Annotated in this window: 12 protein-coding genes; 6 read left to right on the top strand and 6 right to left on the bottom strand. The window is 43.2% G+C overall.

The annotated features are described in order from the left end of the window. Positions 1–35: 35 nt before the first annotated feature. A complete protein-coding gene (gene lacZ, locus BMW53_RS09100) occupies positions 36–3,830 on the bottom strand; it encodes a beta-galactosidase, LacZ type (protein WP_081804860.1) in 3,795 nt (1,264 codons plus the stop codon). Positions 3,831–4,271: 441 nt separating this feature from the next. Between lacZ and BMW53_RS09095 the strand changes: the two genes are divergently transcribed. The 4 genes from BMW53_RS09095 (at position 4,272) to BMW53_RS09080 (ending at position 12,084) form a co-directional block, all read left to right on the top strand. Next, positions 4,272–6,683, top strand: a complete 2,412-nt coding sequence (locus tag BMW53_RS09095) for an alpha-ketoacid dehydrogenase subunit alpha/beta (RefSeq protein ID WP_038560252.1) — start codon at positions 4,272–4,274, stop codon at positions 6,681–6,683. 132 nt (positions 6,684–6,815) lie between these two features. After that, positions 6,816–9,038, top strand: coding sequence for a GH92 family glycosyl hydrolase (locus tag BMW53_RS09090; RefSeq protein ID WP_038560249.1), 2,223 nt, complete (start codon positions 6,816–6,818; stop codon positions 9,036–9,038). A 72-nt stretch (positions 9,039–9,110) separates the two neighbouring features. After that, positions 9,111–11,408: a GH92 family glycosyl hydrolase gene (locus tag BMW53_RS09085; RefSeq protein ID WP_038560246.1), complete on the top strand. Its 2,298-nt coding sequence runs from the start codon at positions 9,111–9,113 to the stop codon at positions 11,406–11,408. A 292-nt stretch (positions 11,409–11,700) separates the two neighbouring features. Then, positions 11,701–12,084 carry a VOC family protein gene (locus BMW53_RS09080; protein WP_038560243.1) on the top strand — a complete coding sequence of 128 codons (384 nt, stop codon included), beginning with the start codon at positions 11,701–11,703 and terminating at the stop codon, positions 12,082–12,084. Positions 12,085–12,351: 267 nt separating this feature from the next. Here the strand turns inward: BMW53_RS09080 and tilS are convergent, their stop codons facing one another. The 4 genes from tilS to proS form a co-directional block, all read right to left on the bottom strand. After that, complete coding sequence (gene tilS / locus BMW53_RS09075) at positions 12,352–13,671, bottom strand: tRNA lysidine(34) synthetase TilS (protein WP_038560240.1); 1,320 nt, start codon at positions 13,669–13,671, stop codon at positions 12,352–12,354. Positions 13,672–13,699: 28 nt separating this feature from the next. Beyond that, positions 13,700–14,926 (bottom strand): peptidase T, encoded by a 1,227-nt coding sequence (gene pepT, locus BMW53_RS09070; RefSeq protein WP_038560236.1) that lies wholly within the window; start codon positions 14,924–14,926, stop codon positions 13,700–13,702. Between the two features lie 215 nt (positions 14,927–15,141). Next, positions 15,142–15,828 (bottom strand): hypothetical protein, encoded by a 687-nt coding sequence (locus BMW53_RS09065; protein ID WP_038560233.1) that lies wholly within the window; start codon positions 15,826–15,828, stop codon positions 15,142–15,144. A gap of 312 nt (positions 15,829–16,140) precedes the next feature. Continuing rightward, entirely contained in the window at positions 16,141–17,616 is a 1,476-nt protein-coding gene (proS, locus tag BMW53_RS09060; protein ID WP_038560230.1) for a proline--tRNA ligase, read from the bottom strand. A 98-nt stretch (positions 17,617–17,714) separates the two neighbouring features. On the opposite strand from proS, the gene BMW53_RS21445 reads away from it, so the two are divergent. Continuing rightward, positions 17,715–19,109 (top strand): hypothetical protein, encoded by a 1,395-nt coding sequence (locus BMW53_RS21445; RefSeq protein WP_051567912.1) that lies wholly within the window; start codon positions 17,715–17,717, stop codon positions 19,107–19,109. A gap of 34 nt (positions 19,110–19,143) precedes the next feature. Beyond that, positions 19,144–20,694 (top strand): OmpP1/FadL family transporter, encoded by a 1,551-nt coding sequence (locus BMW53_RS09050; protein WP_038560227.1) that lies wholly within the window; start codon positions 19,144–19,146, stop codon positions 20,692–20,694. 137 nt (positions 20,695–20,831) lie between these two features. On the opposite strand, the gene BMW53_RS09045 is transcribed toward BMW53_RS09050, so the two are convergent. Continuing rightward, on the bottom strand, positions 20,832–21,527 hold the full coding sequence (locus BMW53_RS09045) for a LytR/AlgR family response regulator transcription factor (protein ID WP_038560223.1): 696 nt from the start codon (positions 21,525–21,527) through the stop codon (positions 20,832–20,834). Positions 21,528–21,531: the final 4 nt, after the last annotated feature.

The following is a 21,531-nucleotide window of genomic DNA, read 5'->3' as shown; positions in this document are numbered from 1 at the left end:
AGAAAAGTACTCTTTTCCTCAGCCGTTTTATTGAATTACAAAATCACACCCAATTCAGCAATCGAGCTATAAAAGCTGCGACGGACTTCGCGCAAGGTCGTAATTCGCATATAGCGCACCTCGTAGGTTTTGTCGAACATTTTCTCCTGACGATCGTCGGAATAAGCAAAACGACCATTTTCAACAACCGTTTCCCAGTTTTCGCCATCGGCACTTACCTCGAAATTGTAGGTTGCAATGCGGCCATTCCATGAGTCTTGTCGCGGCAAATAGCTAAATCCTTTCAACTCGAGCACTTCTCCCATATCTACTTGTAAAAAGTGTGGCTGCACCAGTTTTTCATCGCTCCAATCGGAGTGCCATATTGTTTCCGGATTGTTATCAATGGCCATCTCAGGTTCGTTTCCCCGGTAACTGCAATCGGCTGTAGCGGTCCATTTCTCTTTACTCATTTCAAAATACCGAATCACCTGATTGCTGTTCATTTTCCCCTTAACCTGGGCATAAACCGCAACCTTTCCGCCCTTTTTAAGGTCGAATGGTTTTTTATAGGCCTTGAATTTCGCATCATTCACCGAATAGAAAAGATCAGCATTTTCAGCAGAACTTATCGAAACTACGCCGTCTTCGTTTTGTTCCAAAACCGGAGACTGAGCCAATAAAAGTTCGGTTACCGGGTATTTTTCAGCGGCATATTCAAAAATACTTTTTTGCTGAAACTGCACCGGCGAATAAGTAACATCGAAACGATAAATGCCGCTTGTTGCTACATACTGAGGTAAAATTCCGGGGCCGCAAGTGGCAGTTCCCAGGCCGGTAACCAGTGCATCGAAATTAACGGTTACAAAATCGGCTTCATCCAACTCGTTCAGGTGTCGTGCTTTTGTTATTTCGGCATCATCATACGGATAAGCACTGAAATTCATTTCTGTTGTACCAGTTAACAAAAATCCGTTTCCTTCGCGGTTCGAAACCGAGGCCCATCGTACGCCCGATTGGTTACAATTATCTTGCGGAATAACGATGTTATGGTCGTATAAGGCTTCGGCAGTAGTTGAATAAAAATCGAATTTACCACCACTTTTACGATCGGGATATGTTGAAACACCGCCTAAACCATACCAGTTCACTTCGTTGTACGAACGTTTCATTTTCATTTGCAAACCCACTTTTGCAACAGCAGCAATTGAGTTAGGCAAGTTAACTTCGCTTGAAATATTAAATGTTCCGTCGCCAAAAATATGGTACTGCACTACAGCCGAAAATTCCGAAGAAGGACTTTTTAAAGCTACAGGGAAAATCAGCAGCAAACTACCGTCGGCCTGATTTTTAAGCTCTGGTTTTTGAGCGGTTTGCTCCAACTGATCTAATCCGGCTTTTTCCCAAATTCGGTAACCATTGCGGTCGCGAATATCGTTTTCTGTTGGCGGACGGAAAAAGTTTAATCGTGGCCCCTGTTTCATCATTTCTTTTCCGTTGAAAATATACGATGAAATAATACCTGATTCAGCATCGATTTTTAACTGGTAGTTTTCACCCAGAACAACGTATTCTGCATCGTTTTGTTGAACTGAGATTTCACCTTTGTTCTCCACTGTTGCATAAGCAGCCGATTGTGTTGGCAATACAAATTCTTCCCAGGCCTGTTCGTGACCGGCTTTTACCAAACCTTTTCTATTTTTGGTAACCAACGAAAATTTCAGCACATAACTTTGTCCGGCTTTGAGTTCCGGTAATTCGGGTAACGAAATGCTAATTGATTTTTCGGCCTGTGGTTCTACATTTAATTCAGCAATCCTTCCGTGTGCAACAATTCCTTCTGCATTTTTAACGGTCCACAACAGGCTAAACTCATTTAGGTTGGTGAAAAAGTACTTGTTTCGGATGGTAAACTTACCGAAAGCTAAGTCGTCTGCTGTTATCGCAATATTCTGGTAAACCTTTTTCGTTTCCCATAATTGTGGATTTGGAAGACGATCGGGGTTTACCAAGCCGTTCATACAAAAACTGTTGTCGCTGGGTTTGTTGGTACCGTAATCGCCGCCATAAGTGTAATACATTCTGCCGTTCTCATCCACTTCGCGCAATCCCTGGTCCACCCAGTCCCAGATGCAACCGCCCTGCAAAGCCGGATACGCTTCAATAGCATCCCAGTAATCCTGCAAACCGCCACAACTGTTACCCATCGCATGCGCATATTCACATTGGATTAACGGACGATCGGGATTTCCTTTTGCATAATTGATGATTCCCTCAATACCCATATACATTGGGCAGAAAATATCGGTGTGGTCGGCCAACCCGGCACGCTCGTACTGCACCGACCGGCTTTTATCGCGTTCTTTAATCCAATTGTAAGTGGCAACAAAGTTTATCCCGTCGCCGGCTTCGTTTCCTAACGACCACGTAACAATACAAGCGTGGTTTTTATCGCGTTCCACCATGCGGCGAGTACGATCCAGATGCATTGGCCCCCATTCGGCATGTTTAGCCAAACTTTCTTCGCCATAACCCATTCCGTGCGATTCGATGTTGGCTTCATCAATTACATATAATCCGTACAAATCGCAAAGCACATAAAACTCCGGATCGTCAGGATAATGGCAGGTACGCACCGTATTGATGTTAAATTCTTTCATCAGCTGAATATCTTTTAACATCATTTCGCGGCTGATTACGTGTCCCTCGTCGGGATCGTGCTCGTGACGGTTAACTCCTTTCACATACACCGCTTTTCCGTTCACCATAAACTGGCCGTTTTTAATTTCAGCAGTGCGGAATCCAATGTTGTGCGAAATTGCTTCAACCGTATTTCCCTCAGCATCTTTTAAAACAATCATCAGTTTATACAGATTGGGTTGCTCGGCCGACCATTTTTTAGGATTGTCAACACTGGCGTTAAACTGAAACATTGCCGGTTCCGCTCCAACGGTTGAAGTTTCTGAGAAATCAAGTATTTTTTGATTTTTATCCAGGGTTAAAACATTGGCTTCAACGGTATAATCTTCGGTATTGGCTCCGGTGTAGTTTTCGACTTCTACTTCCAGCGAAAAGGTTCCGTTTTTATAATTTTCATCTAAACCGGCGAGTACGAAAAAGTCGCGCACATGAACCTTTGGAGTGGCCTGTAAATATACATCACGCTCAATACCGCTAATTCTCCAGAAATCCTGGCATTCGAGGTAACTACCGGTGCTCCAGCGATACACCTCAAGGGCCAGCGTATTTTCTCCGGGTTTTACAAATTCAGTTAAATCGAATTCGGCTGGCGTTTTTGAACCTTCGCTATACCCTACTTTTTCGCCATTTACCCAAATGTAAAACGCCGATTTTACAGCTCCAAAATGTATAGAGATCTGACGATCCTCCCAATTTTCAGGAATCGTAAAATTTCGGCGGTAACTACCTACTGGGTTATAAGCGGATGGAATGTGCGGCGGATTTGGGCGCTCGTTCGCAATCATCCAAAACGGATACCTTGTATTTACATAAATTGCTGTATCAAATCCCTGGCGTTCCCAGTTCGCGGGCACTTTTATATCGGCCCAACTGCTAACATCATAATCGGTTTTGTAAAAATCAACAGGGCGCCCTTCCGGATTTGTGGCAATATTAAATTTCCAAATGCCATTTAACGACTGAAAATAAGCCGACTCATTCTTATTATTGTCCCACGCCAATCGTTCACTTTCAAAAGGGAAAAAGCTGGCGTGCGGATCGGTACGGTTAATATTAAAAACTGCGGGATCTTCCCATTCTTTTACGTCCTGAGAAAAAACTGACGAACACATGAATACAAATAAAAACAGTAGACTAAAATTTTTTAACATGATATGTGGTTTAATTGATTTCTGTATTTACTAAGACACAAAAATGGCCGGTTTAACCTATGCAAATGCACTATTTTTTGCTCTTAATTTGCTGAATATAATGCAAACGTCTTCAGCATTTACAGTTACAAACGAAAAACGTTTCAGAAATAAGAATAATTTGAAATTAGCAGAATTCCCCTCTGCATTTGGCAATTTATTTTTAAAATGAACTATTTAAAAGAAAGCGAAAATTCAACTACTGAATTATAAGCCCATCAATGAGAAAATACGCAAAAAACAACTTAACCATTCGTTTCATTTTCAAATAGATACTTTTTAGTCTTAATAACCAAAAATCCCTAATTATATGCACCTTTTAGTGCATTCTAAATTAGCACCTTAGCTAAACATTTCTGACTTATATTCGTTTTATTTGCGACTGATTAACAAGAATCGTTTATGTATTTAGAAAAGGAAAAACCGGTAACAAAGAACCAGATATCTGCAAAAGAAGCACTTCAGGATTATTACATTGCAAGCCTCAGCCGCCAGCTAAGTATAATGGGGCGCCGCGAGGTGCATAACGGACGTGCGCACTTTGGTATTTTTGGCGATGGAAAAGAAATTGCCCAAATTGCTTACGCCAAGAATTTCAAAAAAGGCGACTGGCGCTCGGGGTATTACCGCGATCAGACCTTTATGCTGGCACTGGGATTGCTGGAACCGGAAGAGTTTTTTGCCATGATTTACGGCGATACCGACGACGAAATCAATCCCTCTACCGGAGGACGAAATTTCAATAACCATTTTAGTACGCGAAACATTAGCGATTCGGGAGAGATAAAAGATCTTGCCGATCAGTACAATTCGGCTTCCGATATTTCATCAACAGCGGGGCAAATGCCCCGATTGCTGGGGCTGGCACAAGCCTCGAAAATGGTTCGTGAACAACCCGAATTACAAAAGCAGCTAAACAACAATGTTACCGGAAATGAAGTAGCGTTTGGCAGTATTGGCGATGCCAGCACAAGCGAAGGGATTTTCTTTGAAACAATAAACGCTGCCGGAGTGCTGCAGGTTCCGCTTGCCATTGCGGTTTATGATGATGGTTTTGGAATTAGCGTGCCAATTGAACTGCAAACTACAAAATCGAGCATTTCGGAAGCGCTGAAAGGTTTTGCCAAAGAAAAGGGCAGCAACGGTGTTGACATTTATAAATGTAAAGGCTGGAGTTATCCGGAGTTGGTAAAAACATTTAAAGAAGGAATCGAAAATTGCCGGAAAAATCAAACACCGGTGGTTTTTCATATTGATGAAGTTACACAGCCACAGGGGCACTCTACTTCGGGCTCGCACGAGCGATACAAAACAAAAGAACGCCTGGAATGGGAAAAAGAATACGACGGAATTAACCAAATGCGCAAATGGCTGTTGGATTCGGGCATTGCCGATGAAGACATGCTGACTGAGATTGAAAAATCGGCACAAAAACGAGCTAAAGAAGCCCGCAAAAAAGCGTGGAACAATTATACCGAAGGCTATCAGAATGAACGAACTGAGTTGATCAAAATTCTGAAAAGAATTGATAAGCGAAGTGAACTGCAGAGTTTACGACGCTTTGAAAAAGTAACCGATAAAATTTTTCCAACGCGAAGATCGCACCTTAGTTTTGCAAAAAGACTAAAGTTGGAACTTCATACCATGCCCGAGCTGGAAGATGAACGCGACATTTTAAAAGAATGGATCAGTCGTTTTGAAGAACGTACAGCCGGTTTTTACAATGGAGAATTATACCGCACCGGAGCTGACGCTGCCCTGAATGTAAAAGAAGTGGCAGTAGAATACGATGATAATGCAAGCGAAGTAAACGGATCGGTGGTTGTAAATAAAAACTTTGATGCGCTATTTACAAAATACCCGAACCTGGTAACTTTTGGTGAAGACACCGGAAAACTGGGCGATGTAAACCAGGGAATGAAAGGCATGCAGGAGAAATACGGCAAAGTACGTGTTGATGATGCCGGTATCCGCGAGGCAACAATCATTGGCCAGGGAATTGGTTTGGCCATGCGTGGTTTCCGCCCCATTGCCGAAATTCAATACCTCGATTACCTGATTTATGCTCAGTCGCAGTTAAGCGACGATTTGGCTACACTGCAATACCGCACCAAAGGCCGACAAGCTGCACCGCTGATTGTGCGTACGCGTGGTCATCAGCTACAGGGAATCTGGCACGCCGGTTCGCCCATGCAAATGCTACTGGGATCGATGCGTGGCGTGTACTTGTGTGTACCCCGCAACATGACACAAGCTGCAGGCTTTTACAATACCCTTTTGGAAGGCAACGACCCGGCATTGGTGATTGAGCCGCTCAAGGCTTATAATGTAAAAGAAAAATTGCCGGCCAACCACGGTGAATACAAAGTGCCGCTTGGCGTTCCGGAAATTATGCAGGAAGGAACAGACGTTACCGTTGTTACTTATGCGTGGAACGTGCACCATGCAGTGAAAGCAGCAAAACTTTTACAGGATTTTAAAGGTATCTCAATCGAAGTGATCGATGTGCAAACTCTGATGCCTTTTGATGTTAATCATATCATTCTGGAATCCATAAAAAAAACAGGAAAAGTAATTTTTATGGACGAAGATGTGCCCGGTGGAGGAACGGCATATATGATGCAAAAAGTGATCGAGGAACAAAAAGCGTTTGATTATTTAGACACCGCACCACGAACACTTTCGGCTCAGGAGCACCGCCCTGCTTATGGTATCGATGGCGAATATTTCTCGAAACCCAACGTAGAATTGCTTTTCCGAAATGTTTATGAAATGATGCGCGAAGTGGAACCGGATCGTTTCCCGGAGTTATAAGAATTTAGCTTACGCACCAACTCTTTACATGACAACTTTCACCCCAGCGTTTCAAAATTTAATTAATTTTGCGGCATCGGAATTATACTGATATTTTTCCGCATTTTTTAATTGCATACCTAATTCAACAAAATGAACCGTCTTATTTTAATTGTAAACGCATTTTTTGCGTTCATCATCTTATCGTGCTCACAGGCACCAATACCTGAAGATTTTTCAGCTTATGTAGATCCGTATATCGGAAGTGATTATCATGGCCATGTTTTTGTAGGAGCCAACGTGCCTTTTGGAGCCGTTCAGCTTGGTCCCAACAATGCACAGGAAACCTGGGACTGGTGCTCAGGCTATCATTATTCCGACTCACTTCTGATCGGATTTGCACACACCCATTTAAGCGGCACAGGTATCGGCGATTTGGGCGATTTACTTTTTATGCCTGTTTCCGATGATTTCAACTACGAACAATCATCCAATGAACCTTACCCATGGAGTGCTCTTTACACGCACGATGATGAACAGGTTAGCCCCGGTTATTACGCCATTAATATCAGCAAATACGATGTTCAGGCAGAGCTAACAGCCACCGAACGTGTAGGTTTTCATCGATACAACTTTAATGCCTCGGGTAATTCAAAATTAATCATCGACCTGGCGTACGGAACAGGTTGGGATGCACTCACCCAAGCCGATCTTCAACAGGAAGGCGACAATAGCATCAGTGGATTTCGCTATTCAAAAGGATGGGCTGCCGATCAGAAAGTGTATTTCCACAGCGTGTTTTCGAAAGAAATTAAAGGCCTAAAAATTCTACGCCAAAACGACAAAGGAATTAACACCGTTGAAATTGAATTTGAAGGAAACGGCGAATTATTGGTTAAAACGGCCATCTCTCCGGTGAGTGCCGATGGCGCAAAAAATAACCTGAACGCCGAATTGGCCCAATGGGATTTTGATGCCACAAAAGCACAAGCCCGCACCAAATGGAATACCGAATTGGGCAAAATAAAAATTGGAAATACTGATCCATCAACAAAAACTACCTTTTACACCGCGTTGTATCATACTATGATTGCACCATCGTTGTTCGACGATGTTAACGGCGATTACCGCGGTGCCGACGGTAAAAACTATACCGATCCGGGTTACGACACCTACACCACTTTTTCGTTGTGGGATACCTATCGCGCAGCCCATCCGCTGCTTACGCTGGTTCAACCCAATCGTGTGAACGATATGGTAAATACAATGCTAGCCATTTACGATCAGCAAGGCAAACTTCCGGTGTGGCACCTGCATGGCAACGAAACCAACACCATGGTAGGTAACCACGCTATTCCGGTAATTGTTGATGCCTATCTGAAAGGTTTCACCGGTTTTGATACGGAGAAAGCTTTTGAAGCCGTAAAATCGACCATGTTGATGGACGAGCGCGGCCTGAACTTCATAAAAGAAAAAGGTTACATTCCGGCTGATTCAACTGTTGAATCGGTGGCAATGGCGCTGGAATATGCTATCGACGACTGGTGTGTGGCCGCTATGGCCAAGAAACTGGGGAAAACCGAAGACTTTGAACTATTTGCCAAACGAGCAAAATATTACGAGAACTATTTCAATAAAGAAACCGGTTTTATGCGAGGTAGAATTGCCGACGACAGCTGGCGTACTCCTTTTAACCCGGTTCACTCGGAGCACCGTGCCGACGATTTTTGCGAAGGAAATGCCTGGCAATACACCTGGCTGGTTCCGCACGACATTAATGGTTTGATCGGTCTTTTTGAAAGCGAAACTGCTTTTGCAGAAAAACTGGATGAGCTTTTTACTACCGAAGAAACATTAAACGAAGGGGCATCAAGCGACATTTCGGGATTGATTGGCATGTACGCACACGGAAACGAACCGGGGCACCACATCCCTTACATGTACGCGTTCGCCGGCCAGCAATGGAAAACGGCAGAAAAGGTTAATTTCATTATGAATGAAATGTACACCGACCAACCCGACGGACTTTGCGGAAACGAAGACTGCGGACAAATGTCGGCCTGGTACGTATTATCGTCGATGGGATTCTACCCGGTTAATGCGGCCAATGGAGTTTATGTTTTTGGCAGTCCGCTGTTTGAATCGGCTACCATTGAATTGCCGGGCAACAAAACCTTTCAGATAAAGGCTAAAAACCTGAACAAGACAAATATTTATATCGATTCGGTTACACTGAACGGCGAGCCTTACGGAAAAAGTTATATCACACATGCTGATATTGTGAAAGGCGGAGTGCTGGAATTTACCATGGCTGCAGAAGCAAATAAGGAATTTGGACAAGCTACGGATAGTCGTCCGAAATCGGGCTACGAATAACAGGATTGAACAAAATAATTCTATTTTTGCGCCTTATTTATACCTATACAACAACTTAATAAACTCACTACCATGAAGTATTTTTTATTGTTTTGCCTTGGCGCAATTCTATTTAGCTGCACTGCAAAAGTCAGCACGCAACCAACAACTACGCCCACAAAACTGGTGGAACTGGTAAACCCGCTAATGGGTACCGATTCGGAATTCAAACTTTCAAACGGTAATACCTATCCTGCCATTGCGCGTCCGTGGGGAATGAATTTCTGGACACCGCAAACCGGCCGCATGGGCGATGGCTGGGGTTACACCTACGATTCGTACAAAATTCAGGGATTTAAACAAACGCATCAGCCGAGTCCGTGGATTAACGATTACGCCGCATTTTCGCTGATGCCGGTTACCGGCGAACTGAAATTTAAAGGTGCTGAACGTGCATCGTGGTTTTCGCACAAAGCCGAAGTGACCCAACCGCACTACTACAAAGTTTATCTGGCCGATTACGATGTAACCACCGAGTTCACCCCAACCGACCGTGCCGTATCATTCCGTTTTACTTTTCCTGAGAACGACAATTCGTACATTCTTTTGGATGCTTTCGATGGCGGATCGATGGTGAAAATTATTCCTGAAGAACGCAAAATTGTTGGTTACTGCCAGAACAATCATGGCGGTGTACCTGCCAACTTCAAAAATTATTTTGTGGCCGTTTTCGATAAGGATTTCGAGGTGGTAAAAACCTGGAAAGACGAAAATCTGCTGGAGAGTTCCGAAGCTAAAAGCTTTCACGTTGGCGGCATTGTTGGTTTCAAAACCCAAAAAGGTGAAGAAGTAAATGTAAAACTGGCTTCATCGTTTATCAGTGCCGAACAAGCTGAATTAAACCTGAGCCGCGAGATTAGCGACAAATCGTTTGAAACGATTAAAGCCGAAGGCGAACAGATTTGGGAAAAAGAACTGGGCCGGATAAAAGTGGAAGGCGGAAGCGAAGCCGAACAAAAAACCTTTTACTCGTGCCTGTACCGCACTTTGCTTTTCCCGCGTAAATTTTACGAATTTGATGCCGACAATAATATCGTACACTACAGTCCGTACAACGGCGAAGTATTACCTGGCTACATGTTTACCGACAATGGTTTCTGGGATACTTTCCGTGCTGTGTTCCCGTTCTTTACACTAATGTATCCTGATCTGAACAGCCAGATTATGGAAGGGCTTGTAAATACTTACAAAGAAAGTGGCTGGCTACCGGAATGGGCGAGTCCGGGTCACCGTGGATGTATGATCGGCTCCAACTCGGCATCGTTGATCACTGATTCTTATTTGAAAGGAATTCGTGGTTACGACATTGAGACTTTATACGAAGCCATGATAAAAAACACCAAGGGCTACATGGAGCAGATTCATTCTGTTGGCCGTTATGGTGCCGATTATTACAACAAGCTGGGCTACGTGCCCTACAACGTTGGCATTAACGAAAACACAGCGCGCACACTGGAATATGCTTATGCCGATTACTGCATTTGGAAACTGGCGCAGGAACTGGGAAAACCACAGGAAGAGATTGACCTTTATAAACAACGTGCCCGCAATTTCCACAATGTTTACGATGCTGAAAGCAAGTTAATGCGCGGCAAAAACGAAGATGGAACTTTCCAGTCGCCATTCAGCCCCTATAAATGGGGTGATGCTTTTACTGAAGGAAACAGCTGGCACTATACGTGGAGTGTTTTCCAGGATATTGAAGGCCTGAAACAACTGATGGGTGGCAACGATGATTTTGTGGCTATGCTCGACTCGGTATTTGTTGTTCCGCCTATTTTCGACGATTCCTATTATGGCGGTACCATCCACGAAATTCGCGAAATGCAGATTGCAGGAATGGGTAACTATGCACATGGAAACCAGCCTATTCAGCATATGATTTACCTGTATAACTATTCTGATCAGCCCTGGAAAACACAGGCGCATGTTCGCGAAGTGCTGACAAAGTTGTACTCGTACCAGGCTGATGGTTATTGTGGCGACGAAGACAACGGCCAGACTTCGGCATGGTATGTTTTCAGTTCTATGGGCTTCTATCCGGTTTGTCCGGGAACCGACGAGTATGTATTGGGTTCTCCACTGTTCAACAAAATTACGCTAACGCTTGAAAACGGCAACGAGTTTGTGATTGATGCTACCAATAACTCGAAGGAAAACGTTTATGTAAACGATGTGGTGCTGAACGGTGAATCGTACAATAAAAATTTCCTGAAACACGCTACCATTCAAAATGGCGGGGAGCTGGTTTTTGATATGGCCAGCCAACCCAATAAAAATAGAGGAACGGAAACAAGCAGTTTCCCCTACTCGATGACTTTTGAAGATTAATTGACAAACTGCGAAATTGCAGAATTGTTAAATTATAAAAAGGATGCCATCTCTGTTCAGTACTTTTAACAGATGGCATCCTTTTTTGTATACGCTTTCCGGCTATGTCTATTTCAGTATCGTAGAAAGTTCTTTTTACTACCTATCAACAACATTTATACCTACCCCATCTTAGTGTATCCAACTCCTTTCCCAAAAGTAAATTTCCGGCATTTGATTAAAAATCAACTTGTTTCAAAACCCTGTTGTTTTGATTTTCGTTTTATATCAACAACCTTTTAATTAAACGATTATGCAAAGTAACGCAGTAGGCTGGTTTGAAGTGCCGGTTACCGACATGGAACGGGCCATAAAATTTTATGAAACAGTATTGGACATCAAACTCGATCGTAACCAAATGGGGCCGCTGGATATGGCATGGTTCCCGATGATAGATGAAAGCTACGGCTCTGCCGGATCGCTGGTATGCCACCCCAATTTTCAAAAGCCATCGGCCGAAGGTGTTGTTATTTATTTTACAGCACGCTCGGGCGAGCTGAACAACGAACTTTCGCGGGTTGAAGGTGCTGGAGGCAAGGTGCTGCAGCCCAAAACAAAAATCTCGGACGAATATGGTTTTATGGCCTTGCTTATCGACAGCGAGGGCAACCGGGTTGCTTTGCACTCAAAGGGATAGATTTATCTTTGTGCCCCTTTGGGATAACACTGTGAAAACGGTTGCATATTCGTGCCCCTGGAGGATTGGATGCTGGATACTGGCTTCTGGATGCTGGATACTACAGAATGTTAAACTGTTGAATTGTAAAATTGTAGTTCTTAACGTTCTGTCTTATAACAACCAATTCATCCTTAATCAATAATCCCTTCACTTTTTACGAAGAGCCTGGATTCCTGATATCGCAAATTGGATATTGGGCAAATATTGACTAAAGAATACCGGCTTCTACCCTATTTCAATTTTTAGCACCTGCTTTGTTGATGGTGTTACTTTAAAACGATTGTCCAATCGCTGGCCCATAATCCAAACAATATTTTTGCCGCTGCACAGTAGCCAGGTGTTTTCCTTTTCGTGAAGTGGCATTTTCCGGTCGATAAAGAAATCGCTCACCTTTTTAAAACCTGTCATTCCCAGCGGTTGGAAATAATCGCCCTGCTTCCATTTGCGCATCAACAACGGAAACTGCACTTTCTCCAAATCAACGCAGGCAGTATTCGCCTCTTTTATGATCGAAAAACCTTTGGCATCCAAACGCTCAATAGAAATATCGAATGGGGCAAATAACTCCATGTCATCCTCTTCGATGTAATAAACGCGGTCTTCATCATCAGTAAGCTCCTGAATGAATAATGCGTCCCGGTCTTTTACCAGCCGGTGTGTTTTCGAGAAAAACTGCTTCCCTGAATGTGTTTCCAGGCTTTGATAAACCGCGTCAACAATACTGGCATTAAAACCATAGCCGGAAAGAATTTCCAGCAAAACAGTTTTAGGATGTTGTGAATTCTGCAAAACCGGAATGGAAATTACCGACTGCTCTTTATCATTGGTCAGCACCGCCTTTATCTCATCACCAATAGCATCCTTATATACATCGTATGCCACTTTCAGATTGTCGACACTGGCCATAAAGTTCTTTTTAAAAGCCGGATTTAACTCCGAAAACAAAGGCAGAATCTTATGTCGCAAAAAGTTTCGTTGGAAAACTACTTCGTTATTCGATGAATCTTCTCGGTAGGAAATAGAATTTTCAGCAGCATATCTTTCAATATCTTCGCGACTGGCGAATAACAACGGACGAATCAGTTTCCCCTTTTTCTCTTTTATCCCGGTAAGCCCTTTTATGCCGGTTTTCCGCGACAGGTTTAAAAAGAAAGTTTCAATCAGATCGTCCTGGTGATGAGCTGTTACAATACAGTCGTATTCATACTCTTTGCTGATGCGCTCGAAAAACCCGTAACGTAACTCACGCGCGGCCATTTCAATAGATATGCCTTTAAGCGATGCGTATTCGATGGTGTCGAACGTTTCAAAATGAGCAGCAGTTCCGTGTTGTTCCACCTGCTCGCGCACAAAGGCCTCGTCGCCATCCGACTCATCACCACGCAACCTGAAATTGCAATGGGCAATGCCATATTCAAATTCCGAGCGCTCGAATAAATGCAGCAGTACCATGCTGTCGATTCCGCCGCTAATAGCCAGCAATATTTTTTGCCCGGACTTTATCAGCTGCTTTTCCTTACTATTGATGATGAATTGATCGAACATGGACTGCTTTTATACGATTGCCTTTATTCTACTTTTTCACTTTTCCAACCGCCTGCGCAATGTTCAGAATCACCTCAACCGATTTTAACATTGACGGAATTGGCACAAACTCAAACGGCCCGTGAAAATTATGACCACCGGCAAAAATATTCGGGCAAGGCAGTCCTTCGTACGAAAGTCGTGCGCCGTCGGTACCACCGCGAATGGCTTTTATTTTAGGTTCCACACCGGCATCAATCATTGCCTTCTCTGCAATATCAATAATGTATTTTACCGGCTCCACCTTTTCGCGCATGTTGTAGTACTGGTCGGCCATTTCCATCTCCACAACTTCGCTTCCGTATTCGGTATTGATCAGTTTCACCACTTCAGTAAGAAACTGCTTTTTCTCTTCAAATTTGGTTTTATCGTGATCACGGATAAAGTACAGTAATTCTGCTGCATCCACCCCACCATTCATGGATAAGAGATGGTAAAAACCTTCATATTTCTCGGTATGTTCCGGACGCTGTGTCGGAGGAAGCATGGCAATTAATTTATGCGCTACCAACAAGGCATTGATCATTTTATTTTTGGCGGCACCCGGATGTACGCTCAATCCTTTAATTTTAATAGTAGCTCCGGCAGCATTAAAGTTTTCATACTCCAGCTCGCCAATTTCGCCGCCATCGAGCGTGTAGGCAAAGTCGGCACCAAACTTCTTCACATCAAAATAGTCGGTTCCTTTGCCAATCTCCTCGTCGGGAGTAAAAGCAATGCGGATTTTGCCGTGCTTTAAATCCGGCGAATTTAACAACAGCTCGGCAGCGGTAACAATCTCGGCTACTCCGGCTTTATCGTCGGCACCCAACAACGTTGTTCCGTCGGCAGTAATAATATCCTGCCCCTTGTAGTTCAACAGCTCAGGAAATTGTTTTGGATCGATACAAACCTTGTTTTTCAGATATATGGTACAGCCGTCGTAATTCTCTATAATTTGCGGCTCTACACTTTCGCCCGAAAAATCAGGACTGGTATCCACATGCGAAATAAATCCAACCACCGGACAATCGCTAATCCCCTTGGCGGGGATGGTTGCGGTTACGTAACCGTATTTATCCATTTCCACTTCACTCAGTCCAATCTGTTTCAACTCCTCAACCAGTTTTTTCATAAAAACCAGTTGGCGGTCGGTACTTGGGTATGTTTTACTTTTTGGATCGGAAGTGGTGTATTGTTTTGCGTAATTGATAAATCGTTCTACTACTTTTTCCATTCTGTTATCTGACTTTAAAATATTCTATTTTCAACGTGATGTGCAAATTTATATTTTTTACACCGGATAAAAACTGATAAAGCTTTCAAATTGGCATCCAGCATCCAGTATCAAACATCCATAATTCAGGGATGTCATCTTTCTATACGCTGAAAATAAAGATGACATCCTTTTTTCACATCCAGCATCCAGTATCTAGTATCCTGTATCTGGCTCTAAACATCATCCGAATTAAAGGTAAATCCCAAACGTTTGCCTGTAACCATTTTAGAATGACTCATTTTTTGCCGCATTTGATCGACCGTGGCCACTTTAACCTGATCGTAAACCGGCATTAAGGCATCAAACTCAATACTGTACTGAATGGCAGTTTCAACAATTTGCCGAATAAATCCAGGCGAAATGGTATCGATGGCAAAATCTTTTACCACCTCGTCTGACTGCCGCTTTCCTTCAACGAAAAAGTGTTTGTCTTTGTTGATAAAAATGCGTGCCACCAGGTATCCAATGTCGTTAACACGGTTGTATTTAAACGAATCGGCCAGGAAATTATAAATATTAATCACTCCGCAATACGATCGCAACGAATCTTCTTCGATGTATTTTGTTTTCCAAACCGGATGCTTATCATCGAACTCAAAAACATTGGAGTGCATACTAAATATCAGCAAATCGCCGCCTACTTTAAACTCCACCTCAAACGGTCCACGGTCGTGGTATTGCGGCAAAGCCACATCGGGCACCTTCCCTTTTACCGCCTTTATATAATCCTTTTCAAGCTGATTCAACACCTTTTTCAGGATGGTGAACGTTTGCTGCGTATTCTCGTAAACCTGCTGTTTTACTGTTGATTTTATTACCAGTGCTTCAAGGAATGAAGCCCGAACTTCTTTTTCAGTCATAGCGTACAAATATTAGCTTTTAAATGTACACAAATACTGAAAAAAAAGAAAGCAGCCCTTTTGAGCTGCTTTTATATTTTTCTTGTCATTTTGATTAATTTGCGAGGAGTTATTTACCCCTCACCCTGCCGGGAGCTCCCCTCACGAGGAGAGCGAGTTCTAAAAATCTTCCTACTTCATATTATGGCCTCTGACTTTTCTTAAATACTGTTTCCCCTAAAAAGGGGAAATGGCTACAGCCAAAGGGGTACAAATGACCATATCAACTTTCTATCGAAAATATCTTGAATGGATTCTCGGAATGACGTCAAATTAGTAAGCTAATGCAAATAACACCCTGCGTTTTGAAGGTTTACCCGAGTAAATACACTTTCCTTCCTCCTCTTCGTATTCCAAAGGCATACAACGAATAGTTGCCTTGGTTTCGTTTTTAATGAGGTCCTCGGTTTCTGGTGTTCCATCCCAGTGTGCCGAAATAAAACCACCTTTTGTAGTTAATATTTCTTTAAACTCTTCCCAGGTATCAGCTTTGCGTGTATTTTCAGCACGGAAATCGTAGGCTTTTTTGAAAATATTTTGCTGAATGTCTTCCAATAAATTTTCTACGTACTCGTCGATATTGTCAAGCGAAGTAACTTCCTTTGTCAGGTTGTCACGACGGGCAACTTCCACTGTTCCGTTCTCCAAATCGCGTGGTCCCATTGCCAAACGTACCGGAACACCTTTTAATTCGTATTCAGCAAATTTCCATCCCGGTTTACGTGTATCACGGTCGTCGTATTTTACTGAAATACCTTTTGCTTTTAATTTGGCGATGATCTCGTCCACCTTTTCAGTGATTTCAGCCAGTTGTTCCTCGTTCCGGTAAATTGGAACAATTACAACCTGGTAAGGCGCTAATTTTGGAGGCAGTACCAAACCGTTGTCATCAGAGTGCGCCATAATTAACGCTCCCATCAAACGGGTTGAAACACCCCACGATGTTGCCCAAACGTAATCCTCTTTTCCTTCTTTTGTGGCAAAAGTTACATCAAAAGCTTTGGCAAAGTTCTGCCCCAGGAAGTGTGAAGTTCCTGACTGCAATGCTTTTCCATCCTGCATTAGTGCCTCAATAGAATACGTTTCCAAAGCACCGGCAAAACGCTCGTTGGCCGATTTTAAACCTTTTACAACCGGAACAGCCATAAAATTCTCAGCAAAATCAGCATATACATTAATGATCTTTTCGGTCTCCTCAATCGCCTCTGCTTTAGTGGCGTGAGCCGTGTGTCCTTCCTGCCACAAAAACTCGGCAGTACGCAAAAACAAACGCGTACGCATTTCCCAACGCACAACATTGGCCCACTGGTTAACCAGAATTGGCAGGTCGCGGTACGACTGTATCCAGTTTTTATACGTATTCCAGATTATGGTTTCAGAAGTCGGTCGTACAATCAGTTCCTCTTCCAGTTTGGCATCCGGGTCAACAACCACGCCGCCATTCTCCTCATCGTTCTTTAATCGGTAGTGTGTAACTACTGCACACTCTTTTGCAAAGCCCTCAACGTGATCGGCTTCTTTACTAAAAAAAGATTTTGGTATAAAAAGCGGGAAATAAGCATTAACGTGTCCGGTCTCTTTAAACATACGGTCGAGCTCGGCCTGCATTTTCTCCCAAATGGCGTAGCCATAAGGCTTAATCACCATACAGCCCCTAACTGCCGAATTCTCAGCGAGGTCTGCTTTAATCACCAAATCCTGGTACCATTGTGAATAATTCTCGCTACGCGAGGTCAATTCTTTCGCCATAATCTAATATTTGGTATAGATTTTGTTTTTACTACTATAAATTTTGAGCTTACAAAGAAAGTAATTATTATTGACATTAAATAAACGGAGGATACCTTATGAAATCAAGATTAACATTTTTAGGATTACTGGCTATCATTCTTGGAGCTTGTACGACGGGAGGATATGTGTCTGGTACGTATTCCGACGACATCTACTTTAATCCGGGTGATGTTCCTCCTCCGATAGCAGTTGAAGAGGTTGTGGAACAACCGGTTGAAAAATCGGCCAACACCATGATCATCAGCAATATTGAAAAAGGGGAAGATGGTACCAATACCATGAACAACTATATTTTCGAAGGCTCGGAAGAAGATGCCGATGTGTTGCGCTACAACATGGACCAAATGGAACTGGAAGGCAGCGACACAACAGTATACTACAACGACGATGAAATGAAATACGTAATAAACAACTATTACGATGGCGACGAACTGGATTACGCTTACCGTATCCGTCGTTTCCACCGTCCGTCCTTCTATGATCCGTTCTATTGGGATAGTTGGAGTTATTACGATCCGTTTTACTACGATCCTTATTATTACTCGTCATGGTACTACCCTTCATGGTCACTTAGCTGGTCGCTTGGCTGGGGTGGATTCTATTCCGGCTGGGGTTGGGGTTGGAATTACCCATATTATGGCTGGGGCTATGGTTATTACCCACCATACTACGGTGGATGGTACGGCGGAGGCTACTATGGAGGATGGTACGGCGGCGGCTATTACGGCGGCGGCGGTTACTACAACGATTACGGAAGAGGTTATGCTTATGGCCAACGCCGTTCAACAGGTACCAATGTATACCGTGGAGATGCAAGCCGCAGATCATCATCTGCAGCAGCAGTTTCGGCTAGTAACAACCGACGCGGATCAAGCACTGTAACCAAATCGGGAACTACCGACAGAACCAGGGCTACATCCGACAGATCGCGAACAAATAACGCAAGAGTTCTTACCGAACAAAGGAGAACAACGAGTGCAACTACTCGTCCGGCAACAACTACATCAAAATCGGCTACTACACGTACGCAAAGTTACACTCGTCCGGGTTCGGCAACAACAACCCGAAGCTATACACGACCAAGTAGCGATGCACGTACAAACTACACAAAACCACGGGTAGTTACTTCGAACAATAATCGATCAAGTTCAGATTACACGACACCAAAGTCGACTTCAACTTACAACAGATCATATCGTTCAAGTTCTACCTACAACCGTAGTTCAAGTAGTGGAAGCTCTTCACGGTCATATCGTGCACCGTCTTCTACCAAATCAAGCAGCACATACAGCAGCTCTCCTACCCGAAGCAGTAGCAGCAGCAGTTACAGAAGCAGTGGCAGCAGTAGCAGTTACAGAAGCAGCGGCAGCTCTTCAGGCGGATCAAGAAGCAGCGGCAGTTCATCAAGAAGTTCTGGTGGTTCATCACGTAGTGGTGGTGGAAGAAGATAGTATTAAAGATCATTAACGACAAAAACTATTTGCCATGAAAAAATATTTCAGCATACTATTACTGGCTCTATTTATGCCCTTTTTTATGCAGGCACAAGACTTGCTCGATGCACTTCGTTATTCCAACATTCAAGTTAGCGGAACCGCCCGTGCCGGTGCAATGGGTAATGCATTTGGAGCATTAGGCGGCGACTTTACTTCCATCAGTATTAATCCTGCCGGTTTGGGAGTTTACCGATCGTCGGAATTAACCGTTACGCCAAAATTCACTTATGGCAAAACGGAAGGCAACTACATGAATACCTTGATGGAAGATAACAAATACAACGTTGCCTTAAATAATTTGAGCTATGTAACAGTTATTCCAACAGCTTCGCGCAGCGATGTTGGTTTGATCAGCGTTAACCTTGGAATTGGCTACAACCGCCTGAAAGACTTTAACAGCAACTCGCTTATGGGAGCTTCTGGAGTAACAAGTTCATTTTTGGATGACCTGATTGAAAATGGAAATGGAGAAGATCCAAATGCAGGATGGAGCGATTACTACGAAGAGTTGGCCTATTACAATTCGGAGACAAATTCGGGTGCCGATATAATGTATTACGATGAAGATGCAGGATTTTGGAGAAGTGATATTCAAAAAAATCCTTTTGACCAGAATGTTGAGAACTACCCGGTATCGCAAAGGAAAAGTATTTCCCGTACCGGATCAATAGATGAATACAACTTTGCCGTTGGATTAAACTTCAACCACAAAATATATTTAGGAGCCACCTTAGGCGTGACTGATATTTATTACCGAGAATCGAGCACTTACGAGGAATGGGACGATCAGAACGTAATTCCAAACTTTGTTGACATGCAATTCGACAGCTACCTGAGAACAACAGGAACTGGTTACAACTTTAAATTTGGACTAATCTACAAGCCTATTAACGAAGTTCGTTTGGGTGCATCGATTCACACGCCAACATTTTATGACATGCACGATTTCTTCCATACATCGATGTATTCAAAAAATGATTTTGAAGACACTGGCGTAGTTGATGATGCCGGATATTCACCTCTAAACAATTACGATTATCAATTGCATACGCCACTTCGTGCAACATTTAGCGGTGCTTTTGTTATTGCAAAAAAAGGTTTGATCAGTGTTGATTATGAATATGTTGATTATTCGTCGGCAAAACTCAGAAAAGGTGGCGATGGTTACGGATTTACTCCCGAAAATCAGGAAATTAAGGATGCCTATAAATCGGTTGGAAACATCCGTGTTGGTGGCGAATTGCGCGCAACCAACAACTTAAGTTTACGTGCCGGTTACGAGTATTATCCAACAGCGTATAAATCCACCTCATTAGGAAACGATCAATTCAAATCGAACGACGAACTGAATGTGTACTCAGCCGGTTTAGGTTACCGTTTTGGCAGTTTCACTTTCGACCTTGCCTACCGAATGACTGATATGATGGAATACGAACTTCCGTATAGTGCACCTAGTTCAGGTTACTATCCGGTACCGGAAGCCGCGAAATTCGATGGTCTAACTCACGACGTAATGTTTACACTGGGATTTAAATTCTAGTAAAACAAAAGATATTTCAAGAAAGACACATTCCTTTTGGGTTGTGTCTTTTTTTGTGCTTTTAAATAGTGATGCTCTCACTCTGAGTAAGTGTATCACTAATGGAAGGAAATGACATCTCTATAACATGTAGCTTATTATGCATTTAGTTTAGTTACAAAAGCCTCTTTAAAACTCAAACTAACCGGCAATTTTACATCGCCGAGTTTAACGCTGTTACCCTCGAGATAAACCACTTTGGCAAGCGAAACCACATACGATTTATGAATGCGGGCGAATCGGTTTTCCGGTAGCTGGGCAATAAAATCTTTAAACCGCCCGTGTACCATTAACGATTGTGTTTCTGTAACAAAACGTACATAATCGCCCTGCGCTTCCAGGTAAATAATTTCGTCGAGATTAAGCCGGTAATCCTTTTTATTGGCACGTACCATTAAATGTTGCCCACCGCTCTCTTCGCGTGAGGAAAAACGTTCAAGTGCCCGGTTCACTGCTGTTCTGAATCGTTCGAACGAAACCGGTTTTAGCAAATAGTCCACGGCATCAACCTCAAAACCGTCCAAAGCAAATTCCGGATAGGCAGTAACCAAAATAAACAGCGGTGGTTCTTTTAAACTTTTTACAAAACCGATTCCGCTTAATTTGGGCATGTTTATATCTAAAAACAGCAAGTCGATGTGTTTCTCGTTTAGCAGCTGGCCGGCTTCCAAGGCATCGTTACAAACTCCGGCAAGCTCCAGCTCCGGACAAGCCTCAACAAAATCGCGGATCACATCCTGCGATAAAGGCTCGTCATCAACAATTATACAGCTTAATGTTTTTGTTTTGCCCATGATG

It is taken from the genome of Draconibacterium orientale (assembly GCF_900111425.1).
In the GTDB taxonomy this organism is placed as follows: Bacteria; Bacteroidota; Bacteroidia; order Bacteroidales; family Prolixibacteraceae; genus Draconibacterium; species Draconibacterium orientale.
The sequence above is the reverse complement of the archived record's forward strand: the minus strand, read 5'-3'. Positions and strand labels throughout refer to the sequence as shown.

Coding starts and splice junctions, on each gene's coding strand:
- lacZ (WP_081804860.1), bottom strand. CDS start 3,830: ATGTTAAAAAATTTTAGTCTACTGTTTTTATTTGTATTCATGTGTTCG.
- BMW53_RS09095 (WP_038560252.1), top strand. CDS start 4,272: ATGTATTTAGAAAAGGAAAAACCGGTAACAAAGAACCAGATATCTGCA.
- BMW53_RS09090 (WP_038560249.1), top strand. CDS start 6,816: ATGAACCGTCTTATTTTAATTGTAAACGCATTTTTTGCGTTCATCATC.
- BMW53_RS09085 (WP_038560246.1), top strand. CDS start 9,111: ATGAAGTATTTTTTATTGTTTTGCCTTGGCGCAATTCTATTTAGCTGC.
- BMW53_RS09080 (WP_038560243.1), top strand. CDS start 11,701: ATGCAAAGTAACGCAGTAGGCTGGTTTGAAGTGCCGGTTACCGACATG.
- tilS (WP_038560240.1), bottom strand. CDS start 13,671: ATGTTCGATCAATTCATCATCAATAGTAAGGAAAAGCAGCTGATAAAG.
- pepT (WP_038560236.1), bottom strand. CDS start 14,926: ATGGAAAAAGTAGTAGAACGATTTATCAATTACGCAAAACAATACACC.
- BMW53_RS09065 (WP_038560233.1), bottom strand. CDS start 15,828: ATGACTGAAAAAGAAGTTCGGGCTTCATTCCTTGAAGCACTGGTAATA.
- proS (WP_038560230.1), bottom strand. CDS start 17,616: ATGGCGAAAGAATTGACCTCGCGTAGCGAGAATTATTCACAATGGTAC.
- BMW53_RS21445 (WP_051567912.1), top strand. CDS start 17,715: ATGAAATCAAGATTAACATTTTTAGGATTACTGGCTATCATTCTTGGA.
- BMW53_RS09050 (WP_038560227.1), top strand. CDS start 19,144: ATGAAAAAATATTTCAGCATACTATTACTGGCTCTATTTATGCCCTTT.
- BMW53_RS09045 (WP_038560223.1), bottom strand. CDS start 21,527: ATGGGCAAAACAAAAACATTAAGCTGTATAATTGTTGATGACGAGCCT.